At 67.1% G+C, this 17559-nt stretch carries 18 protein-coding genes and 1 other annotated feature; of the genes, 8 read left to right on the forward strand and 10 right to left on the reverse strand.

The annotated features are described in order from the left end of the window. Positions 1 to 22: 22 nt before the first annotated feature. On the reverse strand, positions 23 to 1435 hold the full coding sequence (gene gltX, locus AAC997_RS11380; protein WP_340645814.1) for a glutamate--tRNA ligase: 1413 nt from the start codon (positions 1433 to 1435) through the stop codon (positions 23 to 25). Here gltX and AAC997_RS11385 point away from each other — a divergent pair. Beyond that, positions 1404 to 3635: a ComEC/Rec2 family competence protein gene (locus AAC997_RS11385; protein WP_340645815.1), complete on the forward strand. Its 2232-nt coding sequence runs from the start codon at positions 1404 to 1406 to the stop codon at positions 3633 to 3635. The two genes, gltX and AAC997_RS11385, sit on opposite strands and share 32 nt — an antisense overlap. Positions 3636 to 3706: 71 nt before the next feature. On the opposite strand, the gene lexA is transcribed toward AAC997_RS11385, so the two are convergent. The 4 genes from lexA to AAC997_RS11405 form a co-directional block, all read right to left on the reverse strand. Further along, positions 3707 to 4402: a transcriptional repressor LexA gene (gene lexA, locus AAC997_RS11390; RefSeq protein ID WP_340645816.1), complete on the reverse strand. Its 696-nt coding sequence runs from the start codon at positions 4400 to 4402 to the stop codon at positions 3707 to 3709. 84 nt (positions 4403 to 4486) lie between these two features. Continuing rightward, a complete protein-coding gene (gene trpC, locus AAC997_RS11395; RefSeq protein ID WP_340645817.1) occupies positions 4487 to 5275 on the reverse strand; it encodes an indole-3-glycerol phosphate synthase TrpC in 789 nt (262 codons plus the stop codon). Further along, positions 5272 to 6288, reverse strand: a complete 1017-nt coding sequence (gene trpD, locus AAC997_RS11400; protein WP_340645818.1) for an anthranilate phosphoribosyltransferase — start codon at positions 6286 to 6288, stop codon at positions 5272 to 5274. The genes trpC and trpD overlap by 4 nt, the downstream gene beginning before the upstream one ends. Then, complete coding sequence (locus AAC997_RS11405) at positions 6288 to 6878, reverse strand: aminodeoxychorismate/anthranilate synthase component II (protein WP_340645819.1); 591 nt, start codon at positions 6876 to 6878, stop codon at positions 6288 to 6290. Before AAC997_RS11405 ends, trpD begins: the two co-directional genes overlap by 1 nt. Before the next feature lie 80 nt (positions 6879 to 6958). On the opposite strand from AAC997_RS11405, the gene AAC997_RS11410 reads away from it, so the two are divergent. Then, a complete protein-coding gene (locus AAC997_RS11410) occupies positions 6959 to 7162 on the forward strand; it encodes a hypothetical protein (RefSeq protein ID WP_340645820.1) in 204 nt (67 codons plus the stop codon). Positions 7163 to 7171: 9 nt separating this feature from the next. Here AAC997_RS11410 and trpE read toward each other — a convergent pair whose 3' ends face one another. Together trpE and AAC997_RS11420 are read right to left on the reverse strand one after the other, a co-directional pair. Further along, entirely contained in the window at positions 7172 to 8704 is a 1533-nt protein-coding gene (trpE, locus tag AAC997_RS11415; protein ID WP_340645821.1) for an anthranilate synthase component I, read from the reverse strand. After that, positions 8701 to 10632 (reverse strand): SurA N-terminal domain-containing protein, encoded by a 1932-nt coding sequence (locus tag AAC997_RS11420; RefSeq protein WP_340645822.1) that lies wholly within the window; start codon positions 10630 to 10632, stop codon positions 8701 to 8703. Before AAC997_RS11420 ends, trpE begins: the two co-directional genes overlap by 4 nt. Positions 10633 to 10769: 137 nt before the next feature. On the opposite strand from AAC997_RS11420, the gene tpiA reads away from it, so the two are divergent. Together tpiA and AAC997_RS11430 are read left to right on the forward strand one after the other, a co-directional pair. Further along, a complete protein-coding gene (gene tpiA / locus AAC997_RS11425) occupies positions 10770 to 11513 on the forward strand; it encodes a triose-phosphate isomerase (protein ID WP_340645823.1) in 744 nt (247 codons plus the stop codon). A gap of 66 nt (positions 11514 to 11579) precedes the next feature. Continuing rightward, positions 11580 to 11632 (forward strand) — a sequence feature (sul1 is cis-regulatory element that is thought to sense ions involved in sulfur or methionine metabolism; They are found in Alphaproteobacteria). Between the two features lie 66 nt (positions 11633 to 11698). After that, positions 11699 to 13180: a SulP family inorganic anion transporter gene (locus tag AAC997_RS11430; RefSeq protein ID WP_340645824.1), complete on the forward strand. Its 1482-nt coding sequence runs from the start codon at positions 11699 to 11701 to the stop codon at positions 13178 to 13180. A 33-nt stretch (positions 13181 to 13213) separates the two neighbouring features. Here the strand turns inward: AAC997_RS11430 and AAC997_RS11435 are convergent, their stop codons facing one another. Continuing rightward, positions 13214 to 13621: a VOC family protein gene (locus AAC997_RS11435; protein WP_340645825.1), complete on the reverse strand. Its 408-nt coding sequence runs from the start codon at positions 13619 to 13621 to the stop codon at positions 13214 to 13216. Positions 13622 to 13643: 22 nt separating this feature from the next. Further along, entirely contained in the window at positions 13644 to 14159 is a 516-nt protein-coding gene (locus AAC997_RS11440) for a GNAT family N-acetyltransferase (RefSeq protein WP_340645826.1), read from the reverse strand. A gap of 112 nt (positions 14160 to 14271) precedes the next feature. Between AAC997_RS11440 and secG the strand changes: the two genes are divergently transcribed. From secG to rpmF, 4 genes are all read left to right on the forward strand, one after another. Beyond that, positions 14272 to 14700, forward strand: a complete 429-nt coding sequence (gene secG / locus AAC997_RS11445) for a preprotein translocase subunit SecG (RefSeq protein WP_340645827.1) — start codon at positions 14272 to 14274, stop codon at positions 14698 to 14700. Positions 14701 to 14849: 149 nt separating this feature from the next. Next, the gene (locus AAC997_RS11450; RefSeq protein ID WP_340645828.1) at positions 14850 to 16490 is read left to right on the forward strand and encodes a CTP synthase; all 1641 of its coding nucleotides are present in this window, start codon (positions 14850 to 14852) and stop codon (positions 16488 to 16490) included. Positions 16491 to 16517: 27 nt separating this feature from the next. Beyond that, the gene (locus AAC997_RS11455) at positions 16518 to 16859 is read left to right on the forward strand and encodes an MmcQ/YjbR family DNA-binding protein (protein WP_340645829.1); all 342 of its coding nucleotides are present in this window, start codon (positions 16518 to 16520) and stop codon (positions 16857 to 16859) included. Positions 16860 to 16947: 88 nt separating this feature from the next. Then, positions 16948 to 17130: a 50S ribosomal protein L32 gene (rpmF, locus tag AAC997_RS11460; protein ID WP_215340463.1), complete on the forward strand. Its 183-nt coding sequence runs from the start codon at positions 16948 to 16950 to the stop codon at positions 17128 to 17130. Between the two features lie 165 nt (positions 17131 to 17295). On the opposite strand, the gene AAC997_RS11465 is transcribed toward rpmF, so the two are convergent. Beyond that, positions 17296 to 17544, reverse strand: coding sequence for a hypothetical protein (locus tag AAC997_RS11465; RefSeq protein WP_340645830.1), 249 nt, complete (start codon positions 17542 to 17544; stop codon positions 17296 to 17298). Between the last annotated feature and the right edge of the window lie 15 nt (positions 17545 to 17559).

Here is a 17559-nt window from a genome sequence, read left to right on the forward strand (position 1 = left end):
GTTTGGCGAGCCTTATACCGCCTTACGCAGCGGGTGAAAGGGCATCGTCTAGTCGACCGAGACTTTCCGCTTTTCCGAGGCTTACCAAGGCGCCGGCCAGATCGGGCGCGGGCGCCTCACCCGACAGGACGCCGCGTAAGGCTGGACCAATCTTTCCAAGGCCTACGCCCTCGCTTTCAGCGAAGCTGCGCAGGGCGGCTTCGAGCGCCGGGACCTCCCAATCGCCCTGGTCGACGAGGTTGTCGCGCAACCGCGTTAGCCGAGCTCGGGTCTCATCATTGAGCATCCCGGCCACTTTTTCGGGCAGCTCGAGCGGGCGCTGCTTCAGCGCGAACACCACGGCATCGGCCAGTTCCAGCAAGGTCTTGGCCCCGTCGCGGACCAGGGGAATGGTGCGCTGCAGAATAACCGCGTCGCCGTCGTGGGAGGGCTCCCCCCGGCTTTTCAGCACCCGCTCTGTCAGACTGACCAGCCGGTCGATGTCCGCCAGCCGCAGGTAGTGGTTGTTGATGTGGTTCAGCTTAGCCCAATCCAGACGGGCGGGGGCGCTCACCACGTCCGTGACGTCGAACCACGCCTGGGCCTGTTCGTCACTGAAGATCTCGTCGTCGCCGTGGCCCCAGCCTAGTCGCGCCAGATAGTTGCGCATGGCCTCGGGCAGGTAGCCCATGTCGTCGAACTCGCTGACCGCCTGGGCGCCGTGGCGTTTGGAGAGTTTGGCGCCGTCGGGGCCGTGGATCATCGGCAGGTGCGCCCAGATCGGAACTTCCCAATCCAAAGCCTCGTAGATCAGGGTCTGACGGGCGGCGTTGTTCAGATGGTCGTCCCCGCGGATCACGTGGGTGATCCCCATCTCATGGTCGTCGACGATCACGGCGAGGTTGTAGGTCGGCGTCCCATCGGTCCTCAGGATGATCAGGTCATCCAGGTCCTTGTTCTTGAAGGTGACGTCGCCCTTAACTCGATCGTGAATCACGGTTTCGCCGTCGCGGGGGCCTTTGAATCGGACGACATGGGGGCGGTCGTTGAAATTTGCCTCCTGATCGCGCCAGGGTGACTGCACCGCGCGGCCTTCGGCGCGAGCTATCTCGCGCTCAGCAGTGAGCTCTTCGGCGGTCATGTAGCAGCGATAGGCGCGGCCCTTGGCCAGCAGTTCCTGCGCGGCGATCACATGCCGGTCGGCGCGGGCTGCCTGGAACACCGGCTCCTCGTCGGGAACCAGGCCCAACCAGGCCATCCCGTCGAAGATCGCCTGGACGGCGGGCAGGGTGGAACGCTCGCGGTCGGTGTCTTCGATCCGCAACAGGAATTTGCCGCCGGTGTGCTTGGCGTAAAGCCAGTTGAACAAGGCCGTGCGGGCCGTGCCAATATGCATGTAGCCGGTGGGCGAGGGGGCGATACGGGTGACGACGGGACGGTCGGACATCGAGCTCAAGACTGTGGGTGGGGCGGCGACGGCGGAGGCCGACGCGATCGCGGCGCCTATTAACACGCCCATCCGCAAGCTTCCTAGCGCCGCTGAGGCGATGATGTGGCTGCGCGCCCAGGCGGTGGCGCAGGCCGACCGGCTCGGTTTGTGGACACCCGTGGCGTTTGGTTGTGGCGCAGCCGCCTATTTCGCCCTGCCGCGTGAGCCCGTCGCGGCGCTCGCGATCGCCATCCTGGGCCTGGCCGGAGCGATGTTGTGGGCCCGGGTTCGATGGAGCAGCGGCCGGATTCTCGCCGTCGCCCTGACCTTGACCGCCTTCGCCCTGGCCGGGTTCGCGGTCGGAAAGCTGCGCACCGAGCACGTCCGCGCGCCTATCGCGCCCAGCGGCGAGGGGATGCAGACGGTGGACGCCCTTGTCGTGGATATCGCCAATCCGGGACAGGGCGGTCCTCGACTGCTGCTGGCGCCCATTCGGGTGAGCGGCCTGGCGCCCGACGCGACTCCGATCCGTGCCCGCATGACCCTGCAACCCGGCACGCCCTTGCCGGCGCCGGGAACAGCCATCCGCGTGCGCGGCATGCTCAACCCGCCGCCGCCGCCCGCCAGTCCGGGCTCCTATGATTTCGCCCGCGACGCCTTCTTCGACGGGATCGGCGGTGTGGGATTCGCGCTGACCCCGCCGCGCGAGATCTTCGCCGAGGCCCCGCCCTGGCGGCTGGCGCTGGAGATGCGTGTTAACGCCGCCCGGTGGGCCTTGGCGCGCAAGATCGTCGATGAGATGGGTGTGGAGAGCGGTGGCCTGGGCGCGGCGATGGTCACCGGGCATGAGGCCTTTGTCCCTCGCGAACAGGTAGACGCGCTCCGCGCCTCCGGCCTGGCACACATCGTCTCGATCTCCGGCCTGCACATGGCCATCGTCGGTGGGTTCGCCTTCGCCGGCATAAGGTTGCTGATCGCCGCCTGGCCTTGGCTGGCCCTGCGGGTCTCCAGCAAGAAGACCGCGGCGCTGTTCGCGCTAACGGCCGTCCTCAGCTACCTCGTACTCTCCGGCGCTCCGGCCCCCGCCGAGCGGGCGGCGATCACCGCGGCGGCGGCCTTCGGGGCCATCCTGGTGGATCGCCGCGCCATCAGCCTGCACACCTTGGCCATCGCCGCGCTCGTGATCCTGGCCATTCAGCCGGAGGCCGTGACGGCGCCCGGCTTCCAGATGTCGTTTGCCGCCACCACCGCGCTCGTCGCGATGGCCGAGTTGTGGCCACGCCCTATCCGGGAGATCAACGCCCCCTGGCCGATCCGCGCCGTCCAGGGCGCGGGAACCTGGCTCGGCGCCAGCCTGGCGGCCAGTTTCGTGGCGGGCATGGCCACAGGGCCGTTCGCAATGCAGCACTTCAATCGGGTCTCCACCTTCGGGCTGATCTCCAACCTGCTGGTGGCGCCGATTTCCTCATTCTTGATGATGCCAGCCCTGGCCTTGGGGGCGATCCTGGCGCCTTTCGGCGTGGGAGACTGGCCGCTGAGGGCCGCCGGCTTCGCCATCGACACCATGAACCTGATCGCCGCCAAGGCCTCGAGCCTGCCCAACGCCCAGCTCATCGTCGCCAGCGCCCCGGGCTGGACCCTGACGGCGGCCTTCCTGGGCATTCTCTGGCTATGCCTGTGGAAGGGGCCGCTGCGCTGGGCGGGCCTGCCCTTTGCGCTCGCCGTCAGCCTGACGCCCCGACCACCGACCCCGGACCTCTGGATCGCCGCCGATGGTTCGACTCTGGCGGTGCGGGAGGGCAAGCAGGCCATCCTCTTTCGCCCCGACGTGAAGCTGTTCGGGGCCGAGCTCTGGGCCCGTCGCCGCGGCCTGACGCCCGCCGCAGAAGGTCAGGCCGCCCGCGACGCCCTCTACGATTGCGATCGTTGGTCCTGTGCCCCGCGGTCGGGATCGTCGCCGCGTGTCGCAGCAATTTTCACGCGCCGGGCCTCGACCATCGAGAAGACCCTCCCGTTGTCCTGCCAAGCTGCGGAAATCGTCGTGGTGCGGGGTGCGGCAAGCGAAGCGGACTGTCCCGACGTCCTCCTGCTCACCGAGGACGATTTCGCGCGGGGCGGCTCAGCCGAACTCTACCGAACGGTGTCGGGCTGGCGGGTCGTGTGGGCGCAGACCTTGCGGGGTCAGCGTCCCTGGACCGGCGGCGTGATCCTCGAGGACGCCCCCTGACAGGCCGCGACAAGCCTGCCGGTAGCAGGAACGGCGCGTCCACATCTGCTGAGGACGCGCCGCCTCAGCAGCTAGTGGTATTTGCGGATGAGGCCGACGAGGCGGCCCTGGACCTGGACCTGGTCCGGGCCGAAGATGCGGGTCTCGTAGGCCGGGTTGGCGGCTTCAAGGGCGATGGAGGCGCCCTTCTTGCGAAGGCGCTTGAGGGTGGCTTCCTCACCCATCACCAGGGCCACGACGATCTCGCCGGAGGTGGCGGTGTCGGTTTTTCGGATCACAACATAGTCGCCATCCAGAATGCCGGCGTTGATCATAGAGTCGCCCTGGACCTCCAGCGCGTAGTGCTCACCCGCGCCCAGCATGCTCTCGGGCACGTGCATGCGGTCACGTTCCTGCTGGATCGCCTCGATGGGTGTGCCGGCGGCGATCTTGCCGAGCACAGAGATCTCGCGAGTGTCATTCGCGGCGTTCATCGCCTGCTGGGCGACGCCGGCCTCGACGAGCTGGGGCTTGAACGGTGCGCGGCCCTTGGGCGGCGATGAGGTGGTGGCCTGCTGCGGCAGCTTCACCACTTCCAGGGCGCGGGCCCGGTGCGGCAGTCGGCGCAGGAAGCCGCGTTCCTCCAGCGCCGTGATCAGGCGGTGGATGCCGGACTTGGAGGCCAGGTCCAACGCCTCCTTCATCTCGTCGAAGGAGGGCGAGACGCCGCTCTCCTTGATCCGCTCATGGATGAACATGAGCAATTCGTGCTGTTTACGAGTGAGCATTGGACGACGAGCCCTTGAAGAACAAAGCAGAAACCTTGCAAATGTTCTCTAGGCGTTCTTCGTTAATGTCAAGTTGACCGCCGGTTAGGCCACCAGCGCCCGTGCCGCGGCGGCGACATCGGGCTGCCGCATCAAACTCTCACCCACCAGCATGGCCGACGCCCCGGAGCGCTCCAGCCGGGCGGCGTCGGCGGCGGTGAAGATGCCGCTTTCCGTTACCAGCAAGGCGTTTTCGGGCGCCAGGGCCGCCAGCCGCTCGGTGATGGCCAGGTCGATGCTGAAACTGCGCAGATCGCGGTTGTTCACGCCCACTAGGGTCGCGCCGAGCGCCCCGGCGCGCGCCATCTCGGCTTCGTTGTGCACCTCGACCAAGGCGTCCATGCCGAATCGGGCGGCCTCGGACATCAGGTCACGGGCCACCGAGTCGTCGACCATGGCCATGATCACCAGGATGGCGTCAGCCCCGAGGGCTCGGGATTCGGCCACTTGCCAGGGGTCCACGAGGAACTCCTTGCGAAGGGCGGGGAGGGCGCAGGCATCCCGCGCGGCGATCAGGAAGCTGTCTGCGCCCTGGAAACTGGGCGTGTCGGTCAGCACCGACAGGCAGGCCGCGCCTCCTGTCTCATAGGCGCGAGCCAGGGAGGGCGGATCGAAGTCCTCGCGGATCAGCCCCTTGGACGGAGAGGCCTTCTTGATCTCGGCGATCAGGGCCAGGCGGCCGGGCGCATGGGCCCGTTCCAGGGCGACGCGGAACCCGCGCGGCGCGGAGGCCTGGGCGGCGGAGGCCTCGACCTGGGCCGCCGTGCGCAGCGTCTTCCGCTCGGCCACTTCGTCACGCTTGTAGGCGGCGATCTTGTCGAGGATGTCGCTCATGGCGCGCTCGTGATGGCCGCCAGGTTGGTCAAGGCGGTCTTGGCGCGGCCGTCGTCGATCACCACGCGCGCCAAGTCGATGCCGTCGCGCAGGGTCTCCACCCTCTCGCCCACCAGGAAGGCCGCCGCCGCGTTCAGCAGCACGATGTCGCGATAGGCGCCGGTCTCGCCGTCCAGCAGGGCGCGCAGGGCCACCGCGTTCTCGGCGGGACTGCCGCCCGTGAGGTCGGCCAGGGCCGCGCGGGGCAGGCCCACGGCTTCCGGTGTGATGGTGAAGATCCGCGCCTGGCCCTCGCGCCACTCGGCCACGACGGTCTCGCCCGTGGTGGTCATCTCGTCCATGCCGCCGCCGTGCACCACCCAGGCGCGCTCGGAGCCCAGGGCGCCCAACACGCGGGCCAGGGGCTCGACCCAACGTTCGGCGAAGACCCCCATCACCTGGCGCTTGGCGTTGGCGGGATTGGTCAGCGGCCCCAGCAGGTTGAACACCGTGCGGAAGCCGAGCTCGGCCCGGATCGGCGAAACGTGGCGCATGGCGCCGTGGTGGGCCTGCGCGAACATGAAGCAGATGCCCGCTTCGTCGAGCGCCTTCATCTGCCGCTCGACCGGGGCATTGATGTCGACGCCGAGCTCGGTGAGAACGTCGGCGGTGCCGGACCGCGAGGATAGGGCGCGGTTGCCATGCTTGGCGACCTTCAGCCCGCCGCCCGCCGCCACAAAGCCGACGGCGGTCGAGATGTTCAGGGTATGCAGGCCGTCGCCGCCGGTGCCGCAAACGTCCATCACCTCATAGGGCGGATCCAGAGTCACGGCGGCGCGGCGCATGGCCTTGGCGCAGGCGGTGATCTCGCCGATCGTCTCGCCGCGCAGGCGCATGGCGGTGATGGCGGCGGCCACCTGGGCGGGGGAGGGCTCGCCCCTCAGACAGGCGGCGAAGAATTCGCCGGCGTCCTCGTCCGAAAGGGTCTGACCGTCGGCCAGGCGGCCCAGCAGCGGCTTGAAAGCGTCCGACATCAGGCAGGCACGTTTCGTGGCACGCCAGCCAGTTCCAGGAAGTTGGCCAGCAGGTGATGGCCGCCCTCGGTGGCGATGGATTCGGGGTGGAACTGCACGCCGTGGATCGGGCGGGTCTTATGCTGGAAGCCCATGACCTCGCCGTCCTCCGTCCAGGCGGTGACCTCCAGGACCTCAGGCATCGTCTCCCTGGCCACCGACAGGCTGTGGTAGCGGGTGGCGGTGAAGTCCTGCGGCATACCCGCGAACACACCCTTCTCGGTGTGGTGCATGGGGCTGGTCTTGCCGTGCATGGTGGCCTTGGCGCGCACCACCTCGCCGCCGAAGGCCTGGCCGATGGACTGGTGACCCAGGCAGACCCCCAGGATCGGCAGGCCCTCAGGCGCCTTCTCGATCAGCTCCAGGCAGATGCCAGCCTCGTTGGGGGTGCAAGGACCAGGCGACAGCAGCACGCCGTCGGGCTTGAGGCCCAACGCCTCTTCGACCGTGATGGCGTCGTTGCGATAGACGAGTGTCTCCGCGCCCAGCTCGTTCAGATAGTGGACGAGGTTGTAGGTGAAGCTGTCGTAGTTATCGATGACCAGGATCATGGGTGTCCATCTAGGCTGTGGGCGCGGATGCGCCAAGTCCGCGCATTGCGCTCCGTGCAAGTTGGGCGGAACGTGTGGCCATGACGACCGCTGATTCCGCCCTCGACGCCGACCAGATCACCCGTGCGCGGCTGCTGCTCATGACCCCCGTCGCCAAGGAATCCATGTGGCCGGTGCTGTGTGCGGCCGCGTTCGCGGCTTCGACGGCGCTGATGCTGGCCACCGCCATGATCATGGCGCCGCCGGTGATCACCCAGCACGTGGTGCAGAGCGAGCAACGCTAGCCTTCAGGCTCAGACGAAACGCCAGCTTTCCTCGGCCGCCCGGCGCAGGGCGCGGGCCTTGTGCAGGGTCTCGTCATACTCGGCGTCGGCGTCACTATCGACCACCACCCCGCCGCCGGCCTGGACGTACATGGTCCCGTCCTTGAAGCAGGCGGTGCGCAGGACGATGCAGGTGTCCACCGAGCCGTCGGCGCCGAAATAGCCCACCGCGCCGGCATAGGCGATGCCGCGCTTTTCCAGCTCCAGCTCGTCGATAATCTGCATGGCCCGCACCTTGGGCGCGCCCGACAGCGTGCCGGCGGGCAGGGCGGCCATCAGCACGTCAACGGGATCCAGGCCTTCGGGGGCGTCGCCCTCGACGTTGGAGACCAGGTGCATGACGTGGCTGTAGCGTTCGACGAAGAAGCTCGCCGTAACCCGCACGTGCGAGCCCTTCGACGGCTTGGGCGGTTCATTTGAGCCGGCCTTGTTCAGCATCGCCACCCGGCCCACATCGTTGCGGCCCAGGTCCAAGAGCATCAGGTGCTCCGCCCGCTCCTTGGGATCGGCGATCAGCTCCGCCTCCAGGGCGCGATCCTCCTCCGGCGTCGCGCCGCGGGGACGGGTGCCGGCGATGGGGCGGATGGTGATCTTGCCGTCGCGCAGCCGCACCAGGATTTCAGGCGAGGAGCCGGCCAACTGGAAGTCACCGAAGTTCAGGTAGAACAGGAAGGGCGAGGGGTTCATCCGCCGAAGCGAGCGATAGAGGGCGAAGGGGTCGCGGCTGAAGGGCGCGCGGAACCGATGGCTGGGCACCACCTGGAAGATGTCCCCGGCGCGAATGTAGTCCTTCGCCTTGCCGACGATGGCCCGGTAGTCCTCGCGGCTCACCGGTGTGGTGAAGGCGTCCGGCTCCGGGACGCCGTTCCCGGCCAGGGGTGGGGCGGGCTTGCGGAAGTCGGCCATCACCCCCGCCAGCCGGGCTTGGGCCGCGTCGAACGCGGCTTTCGCCGCCAGGCCGTCGGGCCGTACGGTCGTCACCAGGATGATCTCCTGGGCGATGGCGTCGAAGATGGCGACGATGGACGGCCGGATCATCAGGCCGTCGGGCAGGTCCAGGGGATCCGGATTGATGTCGGGCAGCTTCTCCACCAGGCGGATCATGTCGTAGCCGATAGCCCCGAACACTCCGGCCGACATTGGTGGCAGACCCGTCGGCAAGTCGAGACGGGAAGCCGCCACCAGGTCGCGCAGGGAATCCAGCGCGCCGCCGGTCTGGGTGATGAACTGGCCGGACTCGATGCCGGCGCCTTGGGCGATCTCCGCCACGTCGCCCCGGCACCTCCAGACCAAGTCCGGTTTCATGGCGATCACCGAGTAGCGCCCTCTCCAGGCGCCGCCCTCGACGCTCTCGAACAGGAAGGCGTAGGGGCGGCCGTGGGCGATCTTCAGATAGGCCGAGACAGGGGTCTCAAGGTCGTCGATCAGGCGAGTCCACACGACCTGCGGCGCGCCTTGGGCATACTTCTGCTCAAAGTCCGCAAACGCAGGTTCGATCGTCACTTGGCCTTCTCCGTCTCGGCGCCCTTGGCGTCCTTCTTGGGATCGAGGGGCTCCAGGCCCAGCGCGACCCGAGCGTTGTTGGCGTTGGTTTTCACCTTCACCAGGGTGGCGGCGGCCTTCTGGGCGTCCGCCTGGATCTCACCGAAGAGCGCTTCGGTCATCTGAGGACGGCTCTCTTCGGTGATGCGGGCCAGGGTAGGGCCAGACGGCGCGCGGATGGCCTCCAGCTTGGCGACCACCAGGCCAAAGGTGGCGGCTTCGGCGGTGTAGACCTCGCCGGACTTCGCCCCAAAGGTCTTGATCAAGGCGTCGCGAGACAGGGTCTTGTTCTGGCCGGCGTTCTGGCGGTCGATGTTGGTGGCGTGGCCGACCTTCGCGCCGATGCTGGCGGCGACGGCTTCCAGGGTCTCGCCCTTTTTCACTCGGGCGGCCAGCTCATCGGCCTTGGTCTGCAGGCGCTTGACCATTTCGCGCATCATCCAGACGCGGACCAGCTGGGGCTTTACCTCGGCCAGCGGCGGGAGGCTCTTGGGAATGATTTTCTCGACACGGAGAGCGTAGTACTCGCCGTTTCCGGCTTCCTCGACCTCACTCTCGCCACCCTGGGGCAAGCCGAAGGCGCTGGTGAGCAGCTTGGGGTTGACGCCGGAGACAGGCTGCCCGTCCGGGCCGGCGCCTTGCGCCGTGACCGGTCCAATGGTGAAGACGGGCACATTGGCCTTCTTGGCGGACTCGGCCAGGTTGGCGCCGCCGCCGTGGGCGTCATCATAGGTCTGAGTCATCTCGTAGACCTTCTCGGCGGCGGCGTCCTTGCGAAGCTCAGCCTCGAGCTGCGGCCGGATCTGTTCCAGGGTCACGGCCTGGCCAGGGGTGATCTTGCTGACCCGGATGACGGCGAACCCCAGGTCACCCTTCACCGGCGAGATCTGGCCGGCGGGCAGCGCGAAAGCAGCCTGGCCCACCTTGGGGTCGGCGATGGCGGTGCGCGGCTTGTCGGCGTAGCTGATGGCGTCGACGCCGAGGGACTTGGCGATGGCGGTGGGTTCCTCGCCCTTGGCCAGGCGGGCGGCCACGGCCTGGGCGCTGGCGGCGTCCTTCACCGGAATCTGCACCAGGCTGCGGGTTTCGGGCCGCGACAGCGTGTCCTTGCGGAATTCGTAGCGCTTCTGCAGTTCGGCCGGGTCGATGGGCAGGTTGGCGCTGACCATGGCCGGGCTGAAATGCACCACGGTCAGGACGCGGAACTCCGGGCGGGTCAGGGCCGCGGCGTTCTCATTCAACAGGGCCGTAAGTTGCGCGTCTGTGGGCAAGCCGGGGGGTGTCACGTTCCGCGGCTCGACGATGAAATAGCCGACGTCGCGGCTCTCCAGCCCATAGATCGCGCCCAGGGCAGTGTAGGCGCGCGGCACGCGCAGGCCGTTGGCCATGGCCGAGGCCAGGTGGCTATCGGCGATCTGGTCGCGCATGATCTTCTCGAAGGCCGGGGGCGTCAGGCCGTTTTCGTTCAGGCGCTGGGCGTAGAGGTTCTTGTCGAAGCGACCGGAGACTTGGTCGAAGAAGGCCGGAATTTTCTGCAGTTCGCGGGTGATCAGGTTGTCGGAGGGCTTGAGGCCGATCCTGTCCAGCATCTCCCCGAAAGCCTCGCGCGTGGCGACCTCATTCAAGACCCGGGTGTCCAGGCCGTTCGCTGCGGCCATCTCGTTGGTGATCGGTTGACCGACCTGCTGCTCGGCGCCCTTCCGGAAATTATCGAACTCCCGCCGGAAGTCGGCCGCTGAGACCTTGCGCGATCCCGCCGTTACAACAGCGTTGGAACTCCCGCCTGTGAACACGTCGTTGATCCCGAAGACGGCGAAGCTGATGATCAGCAGGCCGATAAGCACGGCGGCGACCCAGGATTTTGCGAACTTGCGGACGGCGAGAAGCATGGTGACGGTCTTCCTGGCCCCACGGGGCGAGCATTGGAATGGGCGGTATAGTGGAGGGCGCTTAGGGGCCGCAAGCGCGTGACAGAATTCTCAAGGCGCCTTACTCGCCCAAGGAACACGACAATAGCGAGGCCTTGATGACCGCCCCCATCCCTCTGATCGCCGGAAACTGGAAGATGAACGGTGATTCCGCGTCCCTGGGGGAGGCTCTCGCCACCGCCGCGGGACTCGGTTCGACCAAGGTCCGCGTGGCGATCTGCCCGCCAGCGACCCTGGTTTCGCGAATGGCGGACGCCCTGAAGGCCACCAATGTGCTGGTGGGTGGCCAGGACTGCCGCGCAGAGGTCTCGGGCGCCTATACCGGTGACGTCGCCGCCGAGCAGTTGGCCGACGCCGGCGCCGACCTGGTGATCCTCGGCCACTCCGAACGCCGCGCCGGCTACGGCGAGACCGACGCCCTGGTGGCCGCCAAGACCCAGGCCGCCCTGCGCGCCGGCCTGGAACCCATCGTCTGCGTCGGCGAGACCCTGGCGGAACGCCAGGCCGGGCAGGCTCTGGCTATCGTAACCGGGCAGGTGAGGGGCTCGCTCCCCGCCGAACTGGCCGGGAAGGCCTTCGCGGTCGCCTATGAGCCCGTCTGGGCCATCGGGACCGGCCTGACCCCCTCCACGGAGGAGATCGTCGAGGTTCACCGCGCAATCCGCGAGACTCTCATGGCTATCTTCGGCCCACACGGGGCGAGCGTCGCGATCCTCTACGGCGGCTCGGTCAAGCCCTCGAACGCCGCGGAAATCCTCCACGCTGACGAGGTGGGCGGCGCCTTGGTGGGCGGCGCGTCCCTGAAGGCCGCCGACTTCCTGGGGATCATCGCGGCGGCCTGACCTCCCGGCGCCGCGACCACACGCCACTTGCCTTGCCGCCACGGGTCCCGCACAGAGGGGGCCTCCATCGGACCCGGCTTGCCGGGTGGCTCGGCCGGGCGCCTATCCCCCGGAAACTTGAAGCGACAGATATCTGGGTCACGCGCCCAAGCGGTGCGGCCACGCTTTCCACCCCGAAGGTTTTCATGACAAAGCTCGCCACCTTGCGGCGCGATTGGTTCGCCAATCCGCGCAATGACCTCCTGGCGGGCACCGTTGTCGCGCTGGCCTTGATTCCGGAAGCTATCGCCTTCTCGATCATCGCAGGCGTCGATCCGGCAGTCGGGCTCTACGCCTCCTTCGTCATCGCTGTGACCATCGCCTTCGTGGGCGGACGGCCGGCCATGATTTCCGCGGCGACAGGGGCGATGGCGTTGCTGATGGGGGGGATCGTGCGCGAGCACGGCCTGGAGTATCTGTTTGCGGCAAGCTTGCTCACCGGCGTGCTCCAGGTCGTGATCGGCCTCCTGCGGCTGGGTCGGTATGTGAAATTCGTCTCCCGTTCGGTGATGACCGGGTTCGTCAACGCCCTGGCCATCCTGATCTTCCTGGCCCAGATGCCCGAGTTGATCGGGGCCAACTGGCAGACCTGGGCCATGGTCGCCGGGGGGCTGGCGATCATTTACGGCTTCCCGCGCCTGACCCGCGCCGTGCCCTCGCCCCTGGTGGCGATCCTGGTGCTCAGCGCCCTGGCCATGGTCCTGCACATCGATGTCCGCACGGTGGGGGACATGGGGTCCATGCCCAGCGCTCTGCCGGTGTTCCACCTGCCGGCCGTGCCGCTCACCTGGGAGACCCTGTCGATCATCGGCCCCGTGGCGGCCACCCTGGCGTTCGTCGGCCTTCTGGAGAGCCTGCTGACCTCCAACATTATCGACGACATGACCGACACTCCCTCGGACAAGGACCGGGAGACCCGCGGCCAGGGCATCGCCAATATCCTGTCGCCGCTGTTCGGCGGCATGGCGGGGTGCGCCATGATCGGTCAGTCGATCATCAACGTGAAGTCGGGCGGACGGGGGCGGTTGTCGACCCTCTGGGCCGGGCTCTTCCTGCTATTTCTGATCCTTGTGCTGCAGGACTGGGTCGCTCGGATTCCCATGGCCGCCCTTGTGGCGGTGATGATCATGGTCTCGGTGGGCACCTTCGACTGGGGTTCGATCCTGCGCCTGCGGAGCACCCCCGTGGTATCCTCAATCGTCATGGTGGCCACGACCGGGACCGTGGTGGTCACCCATGACCTCTCCAAGGGCGTCGTCCTGGGGGTTCTGCTCAGCGCCCTCTTCTTCGTTCGCAAAGTCTCAAAGGTGGTGGTGGTGCGGGCTGTCGGCGAGACCGACGACGAGTTCCGCCGGTACGCGGTGAGCGGGCACCTGTTCTTCGCCTCCGCCGACGTGTTCCTCGCTGAGTTCGAGTTCCACGGGCATCCGCTCCGGGTGGAGATCGACATGACGGAGGCACATCTATGGGATCTCACCGCGGCGGCGGCCGTTGACCGGGTGGTGTTCCGCTACCGCCGGCAGGGCGCCGAGGTTGTGGTGCTGGGCCTGAACGAGGCCAGCGCCACCCTGACGGAACGGGTCGGGCTTCACGACAAGAGCCATCTACCGACGGGGGCCGCCCACTGAAGGCGCGGCGAGAATGTGCTAGCCGAGAATGTTCTAGCCCTTGAGTTCGACCGTGTTCCCCTCAGGGTCCTGCAGGTAGAGCGACAGTCCATCGCCGTGCGCCCCGTAACGGTCGCCCTCGTCGTTGATCGCCACTCCATGCGCGGTGAGGTGCGCTCGGATCGCAGCGGCGTCGAATGGCGTGACGGTTAGGCAGAAGTGGTCGAGGTTGCGGCCCTCGGCGCCTGGACCCGCGCCGCCCACCACGCCCAACGGTCCGTCCAGGGTCACCAGGTCGATCAGATTTACGCCCGCCCGCAGGTGCGTCAGGCCCAGCTCCGGGCGATCCCGGTCCACCGAACAGCCCAGCACCCGGGTGTAGAATCCCACCATCGCGGCCTTGTCGCGGATGCGCAGCACGATGTGGTCGAAGCCGGCGAGTTGAAGCGGATGGTCGTTCATGGGTCTCAGATAGTCTCCCCGGCTACAGCAGCAAGCCGAACAGCCGGCAGTCTCGGCGATCCCCGTCACGCAGGACGTGGCCGCGTAGCAGCCCCTCCTCGGTGAACCCGAGCTTCTCCAGCAGGGCGTCGGAGCGCCGATTGCCCAGGTGGGTTCGCGCCGTGAGCCGGCGAACGCCACTCGAGGCGGCGTGCGCGATCACCGCTCGCATGGCTTCCAGACCATATCCCTGGCCCCACGATCCGCGCCCCAGCATGAAGCCGATCTCGGCCCGCTTATGCCAACGGTCGATGTCCGACAGGTCGCAGAGGCCCAGGAAGGTCTCGTCCTGCAAGGTTCGTATCGCCCAGAACACCGCGCGACCGGCCGACATATCTTCGATCTGACCGGCGACGATGGCTCGGATCAGGTCGGGATCGTCGATCTCGGGCACGTCCCAGTGCGCCATGACCTCGGCATCGCTCATCATTGGAAACAGCAGGTCAGCGTCCGAAACCTCGAGAGGGCGGAGGTTTAGGCGTTCGGTTTCCAGAATCATGGCCTTGCCCGCGACGTGCGACGCCCTAGCTATGGCCTTGCGCTCGTCTCAGTGGTAGAGCGCGCGCTTCATTTCGGCTCCGTTCCTCCGGCCGACGCTATCGGACGTACACATGCTGCTTGGCATCTTGCTCACCATCCACATCATCGTCTGTGTCTGCCTCATCGGCGTTGTGCTGATGCAGCGGTCGGAAGGTGGAGCCCTTGGCATGGGCGGCGGACCGTCCGGCTTCATGAGCGCGCGCGGCGCCGGTGACCTGCTCACCCGCGTCACCTGGATCCTTGGATCGATCTTCTTCATCCTGAGCCTGGCGCTCACCCTGTTGTCGGGGCGCGAAGGGGGTTCGGAATCGATCGTCGATCGGATGAAGATCGACGCCATCGACCCCAACAAGCTGAACCAGCCGGCGCAACCGGGCCCGGTCAGCCCGAGCTCGGCTCCGGCGCCGCTGACCGCGCCCACCCCGCAGGTCCGCAATCCCTTCAATGGCGGCGCCGAAGGAACCGCTTCGCCGGCCGCTCCCGCGCCGACCAACCCCTGATCTAAGGTTTTCATGGGCAAGCCGACCTCATCGCCGCATCTGCGGCGCGATCTCCCGTGGCTTGCGGGGTGCGGCCTTTACGCTTCTCAACAGGTTTTCGCGAATCAGCTGAGGGCCAACGCCCCGAATCACCGCTACTCTGAACGCCCATGACCCGGTACATTTTCATCACCGGCGGCGTGGTCTCCTCCCTGGGAAAAGGTCTCGCCTCCGCCGCGCTTGGCGCGCTCCTGCAGGCGCGGGGCTACAAGGTCCGCCTTCGTAAGCTCGACCCCTACCTGAATGTCGATCCCGGCACGATGAGCCCCTATCAGCACGGCGAGGTCTTCGTGACCGACGACGGCGCCGAGACCGACCTCGACCTGGGTCACTACGAGCGCTTCACCGGCGTGAACGCGACCCGGGCCGACAACATCACCACAGGTCAGATCTACAAGACGATCATCGAGAAGGAGCGGCGCGGCGACTACAACGGCGCTACGGTCCAGGTGATCCCGCACGTCACCGACCAGATCCGCGAGTTCGTGCTGTCGGACCCGGGGGAGGGCGTTGATTTCGTCCTGGTGGAGATCGGAGGCACGGTCGGCGACATCGAGGGCCTGCCGTTCTTCGAGGCGATACGCCAACTGGGTCAGGAACTGCCCCGCGGCCACGCCTGCTACATCCACCTGACGCTGCTGCCCTATATCAAGACCGCGGGCGAGATGAAGACCAAGCCGACCCAGCACTCCGTCAAGGAGCTGCGGTCCATCGGCATCCAGCCCGACATCCTGCTCTGCCGCTGCGAGAAGCCTATTCCCGACGGCGAGCGCCGCAAGATCGGCCAGTTCTGCAATGTCCGCGAGAGCGCGGTCATCCAGGCGATGGATTCGACCAATATCTACCACGTGCCCCTCGACTATCATGCGCAGGGCCTGGACCGGGAAGTGCTGGACGTCTTCGGCATGGCCGACACCGCGCCGGCTCCCGACCTTTCGCGCTGGCAGTCGATCTCCGACACCCTGACCAACCCCGACGGCGAGGTGAATATCGCCATCGTCGGCAAGTACACCGGCCTCACCGACGCCTACAAATCCCTGGTGGAGGCGCTGATCCATGGCGGCGTCGCGCAGAACGTGCGGGTGAAGTTCGACTGGATCGAGGGCGAGGCCTTCGAGCGGGAAGAGGGCCTGATCGCCGAACGTCTGACCGAGGTCCACGGCGTCCTGGTCCCCGGCGCCTTCGGCGAGCGGGGCTCGGAGGGTATGATCCGCGCCGTCCAGTTCGCCCGCGAGCACATGGTCCCCTATTTCGGGGTCTGTTTCGGCATGCAGATGGCGATGATCGAGGCGGCCAGGAACCTGGCCGGCATCAACCAGGCCTCTTCCACAGAATTCGGCCCTACCGCCGAGCCCGTGGTGGGTCTCATGACCGAATGGACGAAGGGCAATGAGCGGCAGGTCCGCAAGGAAGGCGACAACCTGGGCGGCACCATGCGTCTGGGGGCCTATGACGCCATCCTGACGCCAGGCTCCAAGGTCAGCGAGATCTATGGCGACGTGACCATCAGCGAGCGCCACAGGCACCGCTACGAGGTCAATATCGACTACCGAGACCGTATCGAGCAGACGGGCCTGGCCTTCTCCGGCCTTTCGCCCGACGGCGTCCTGCCCGAGATCTGCGAACGCAGCGACCACCCTTGGTTTATCGGCGTCCAGTTTCACCCGGAGCTCAAGAGCCGCCCCTTCGAACCTCATCCCCTGTTCGCCAGCTTCATCGGCGCGGCGAAAGACCGTTCGCGGCTGGTCTAACGATGTTTTCCGAGTCAGGCTCAGCTTATGCTGACCTGCGACGACATCCGGTCCATCGCGCTGACCTTGCCGGAGGCGGAAGAACTGCCGCACTTCGACTCCACCTCCTTCCGGGTGAAGGGCAAGATCTTCGCCACCATGGGCGATGAGCCGCGTGCGACCCTGAAGCTCGACCCTGAGGACCAGCGCAACCTCGTAGAGGCCCATCCGGGGGTGGTGAGCGCTGTGGAAGGGTATTGGGGCCGCAACGGCTGGACCAAGGTGCACTTCGCCGCCATGGACCCCGAGACCCTGTCGGGACTGATGAGGATGGCCTGGGTCAATGTGGCGCCCAAGCGGCTCGTAAAAGCTTTCGCCCAGGACGCTTGAAACGAAGCGGGGATTGCGTCATACACCCGCGCTCACGTCGGCGGCCCGCAGGCCGCCGCTTCCATTTCCACGCCTGAGAGATTCTCCCATGGCCGTTCCGAAACGCAAAGTTTCCCCCTCGCGTCGCAACATGCGCCGCAGCCACGACGCCCTGGGCGCCAACTCCTATGTCGAAGACAAGGAAACCGGCGAACTGAAGCGCCCGCACCACGTCGATCTGAAGACCGGCATGTACAAGGGCCGCCAGGTCATCACGCCGAAGGAAGACTAGCTCTTCCGCGCTGCGCCTTCGGGCGCGCGAACCTTCGAGCTCGTAGACTAGAAAAGCCACCCGCTGCGGGATCCGCGGCGGGTGGCTTTGCCTTGGGCGTCGGCCGAGCGTGACGCCCGGAAATGGAAGCCGATTCCGGCGACCGTCACGCGACCGCTGAGAGACTCAGTAGCCGGCGTAGCGCATCCCCGCGCGGGTCTCGGCGATGGCGCTATCCACGGCGCGGATGGCGTTGCCGCGATGGCCGCCCTTGTCGTTGTTGGCCGCCACTAGGTGCGAGCGTGCGCCTTGCAGAGCGTCCAGCGCCGCCTCCATCTGCGGCTGCGCGGCCGTGGCGTGGCCGATCAGGGCGCCCAGCGCCAAGGCGCTGGCGAAGCCCGCAATGTTCAGTCCAACTCTGATCTTCGGTGTCATATGGGTTCTCCCTGA

Source organism: Phenylobacterium sp. (genome assembly GCF_037968635.1).
Taxonomy (GTDB): domain Bacteria; phylum Pseudomonadota; class Alphaproteobacteria; order Caulobacterales; family Caulobacteraceae; genus Phenylobacterium.

Bases quoted from the DNA above. Each gene is read 5' to 3' on its own strand.
- AAC997_RS11405 (WP_340645819.1), bottom strand. From the start codon at position 6,878: ATGATCCTGGTCATCGATAACTACGACAGCTTCACCTACAACCTCGTC.
- lexA (WP_340645816.1), bottom strand. From the start codon at position 4,402: ATGCTCACTCGTAAACAGCACGAATTGCTCATGTTCATCCATGAGCGG.
- rpmF (WP_215340463.1), top strand. From the start codon at position 16,948: ATGGCCGTTCCGAAACGCAAAGTTTCCCCCTCGCGTCGCAACATGCGC.
- AAC997_RS11465 (WP_340645830.1), bottom strand. From the start codon at position 17,544: ATGACACCGAAGATCAGAGTTGGACTGAACATTGCGGGCTTCGCCAGC.
- secG (WP_340645827.1), top strand. From the start codon at position 14,272: ATGCTGCTTGGCATCTTGCTCACCATCCACATCATCGTCTGTGTCTGC.
- AAC997_RS11435 (WP_340645825.1), bottom strand. From the start codon at position 13,621: ATGAACGACCATCCGCTTCAACTCGCCGGCTTCGACCACATCGTGCTG.
- AAC997_RS11450 (WP_340645828.1), top strand. From the start codon at position 14,850: ATGACCCGGTACATTTTCATCACCGGCGGCGTGGTCTCCTCCCTGGGA.
- tpiA (WP_340645823.1), top strand. From the start codon at position 10,770: ATGACCGCCCCCATCCCTCTGATCGCCGGAAACTGGAAGATGAACGGT.
- AAC997_RS11410 (WP_340645820.1), top strand. From the start codon at position 6,959: ATGACGACCGCTGATTCCGCCCTCGACGCCGACCAGATCACCCGTGCG.
- trpD (WP_340645818.1), bottom strand. From the start codon at position 6,288: ATGTCGGACGCTTTCAAGCCGCTGCTGGGCCGCCTGGCCGACGGTCAG.
- AAC997_RS11440 (WP_340645826.1), bottom strand. From the start codon at position 14,159: ATGATTCTGGAAACCGAACGCCTAAACCTCCGCCCTCTCGAGGTTTCG.
- AAC997_RS11455 (WP_340645829.1), top strand. From the start codon at position 16,518: ATGCTGACCTGCGACGACATCCGGTCCATCGCGCTGACCTTGCCGGAG.
- AAC997_RS11420 (WP_340645822.1), bottom strand. From the start codon at position 10,632: ATGCTTCTCGCCGTCCGCAAGTTCGCAAAATCCTGGGTCGCCGCCGTG.
- trpC (WP_340645817.1), bottom strand. From the start codon at position 5,275: ATGAGCGACATCCTCGACAAGATCGCCGCCTACAAGCGTGACGAAGTG.
- AAC997_RS11430 (WP_340645824.1), top strand. From the start codon at position 11,699: ATGACAAAGCTCGCCACCTTGCGGCGCGATTGGTTCGCCAATCCGCGC.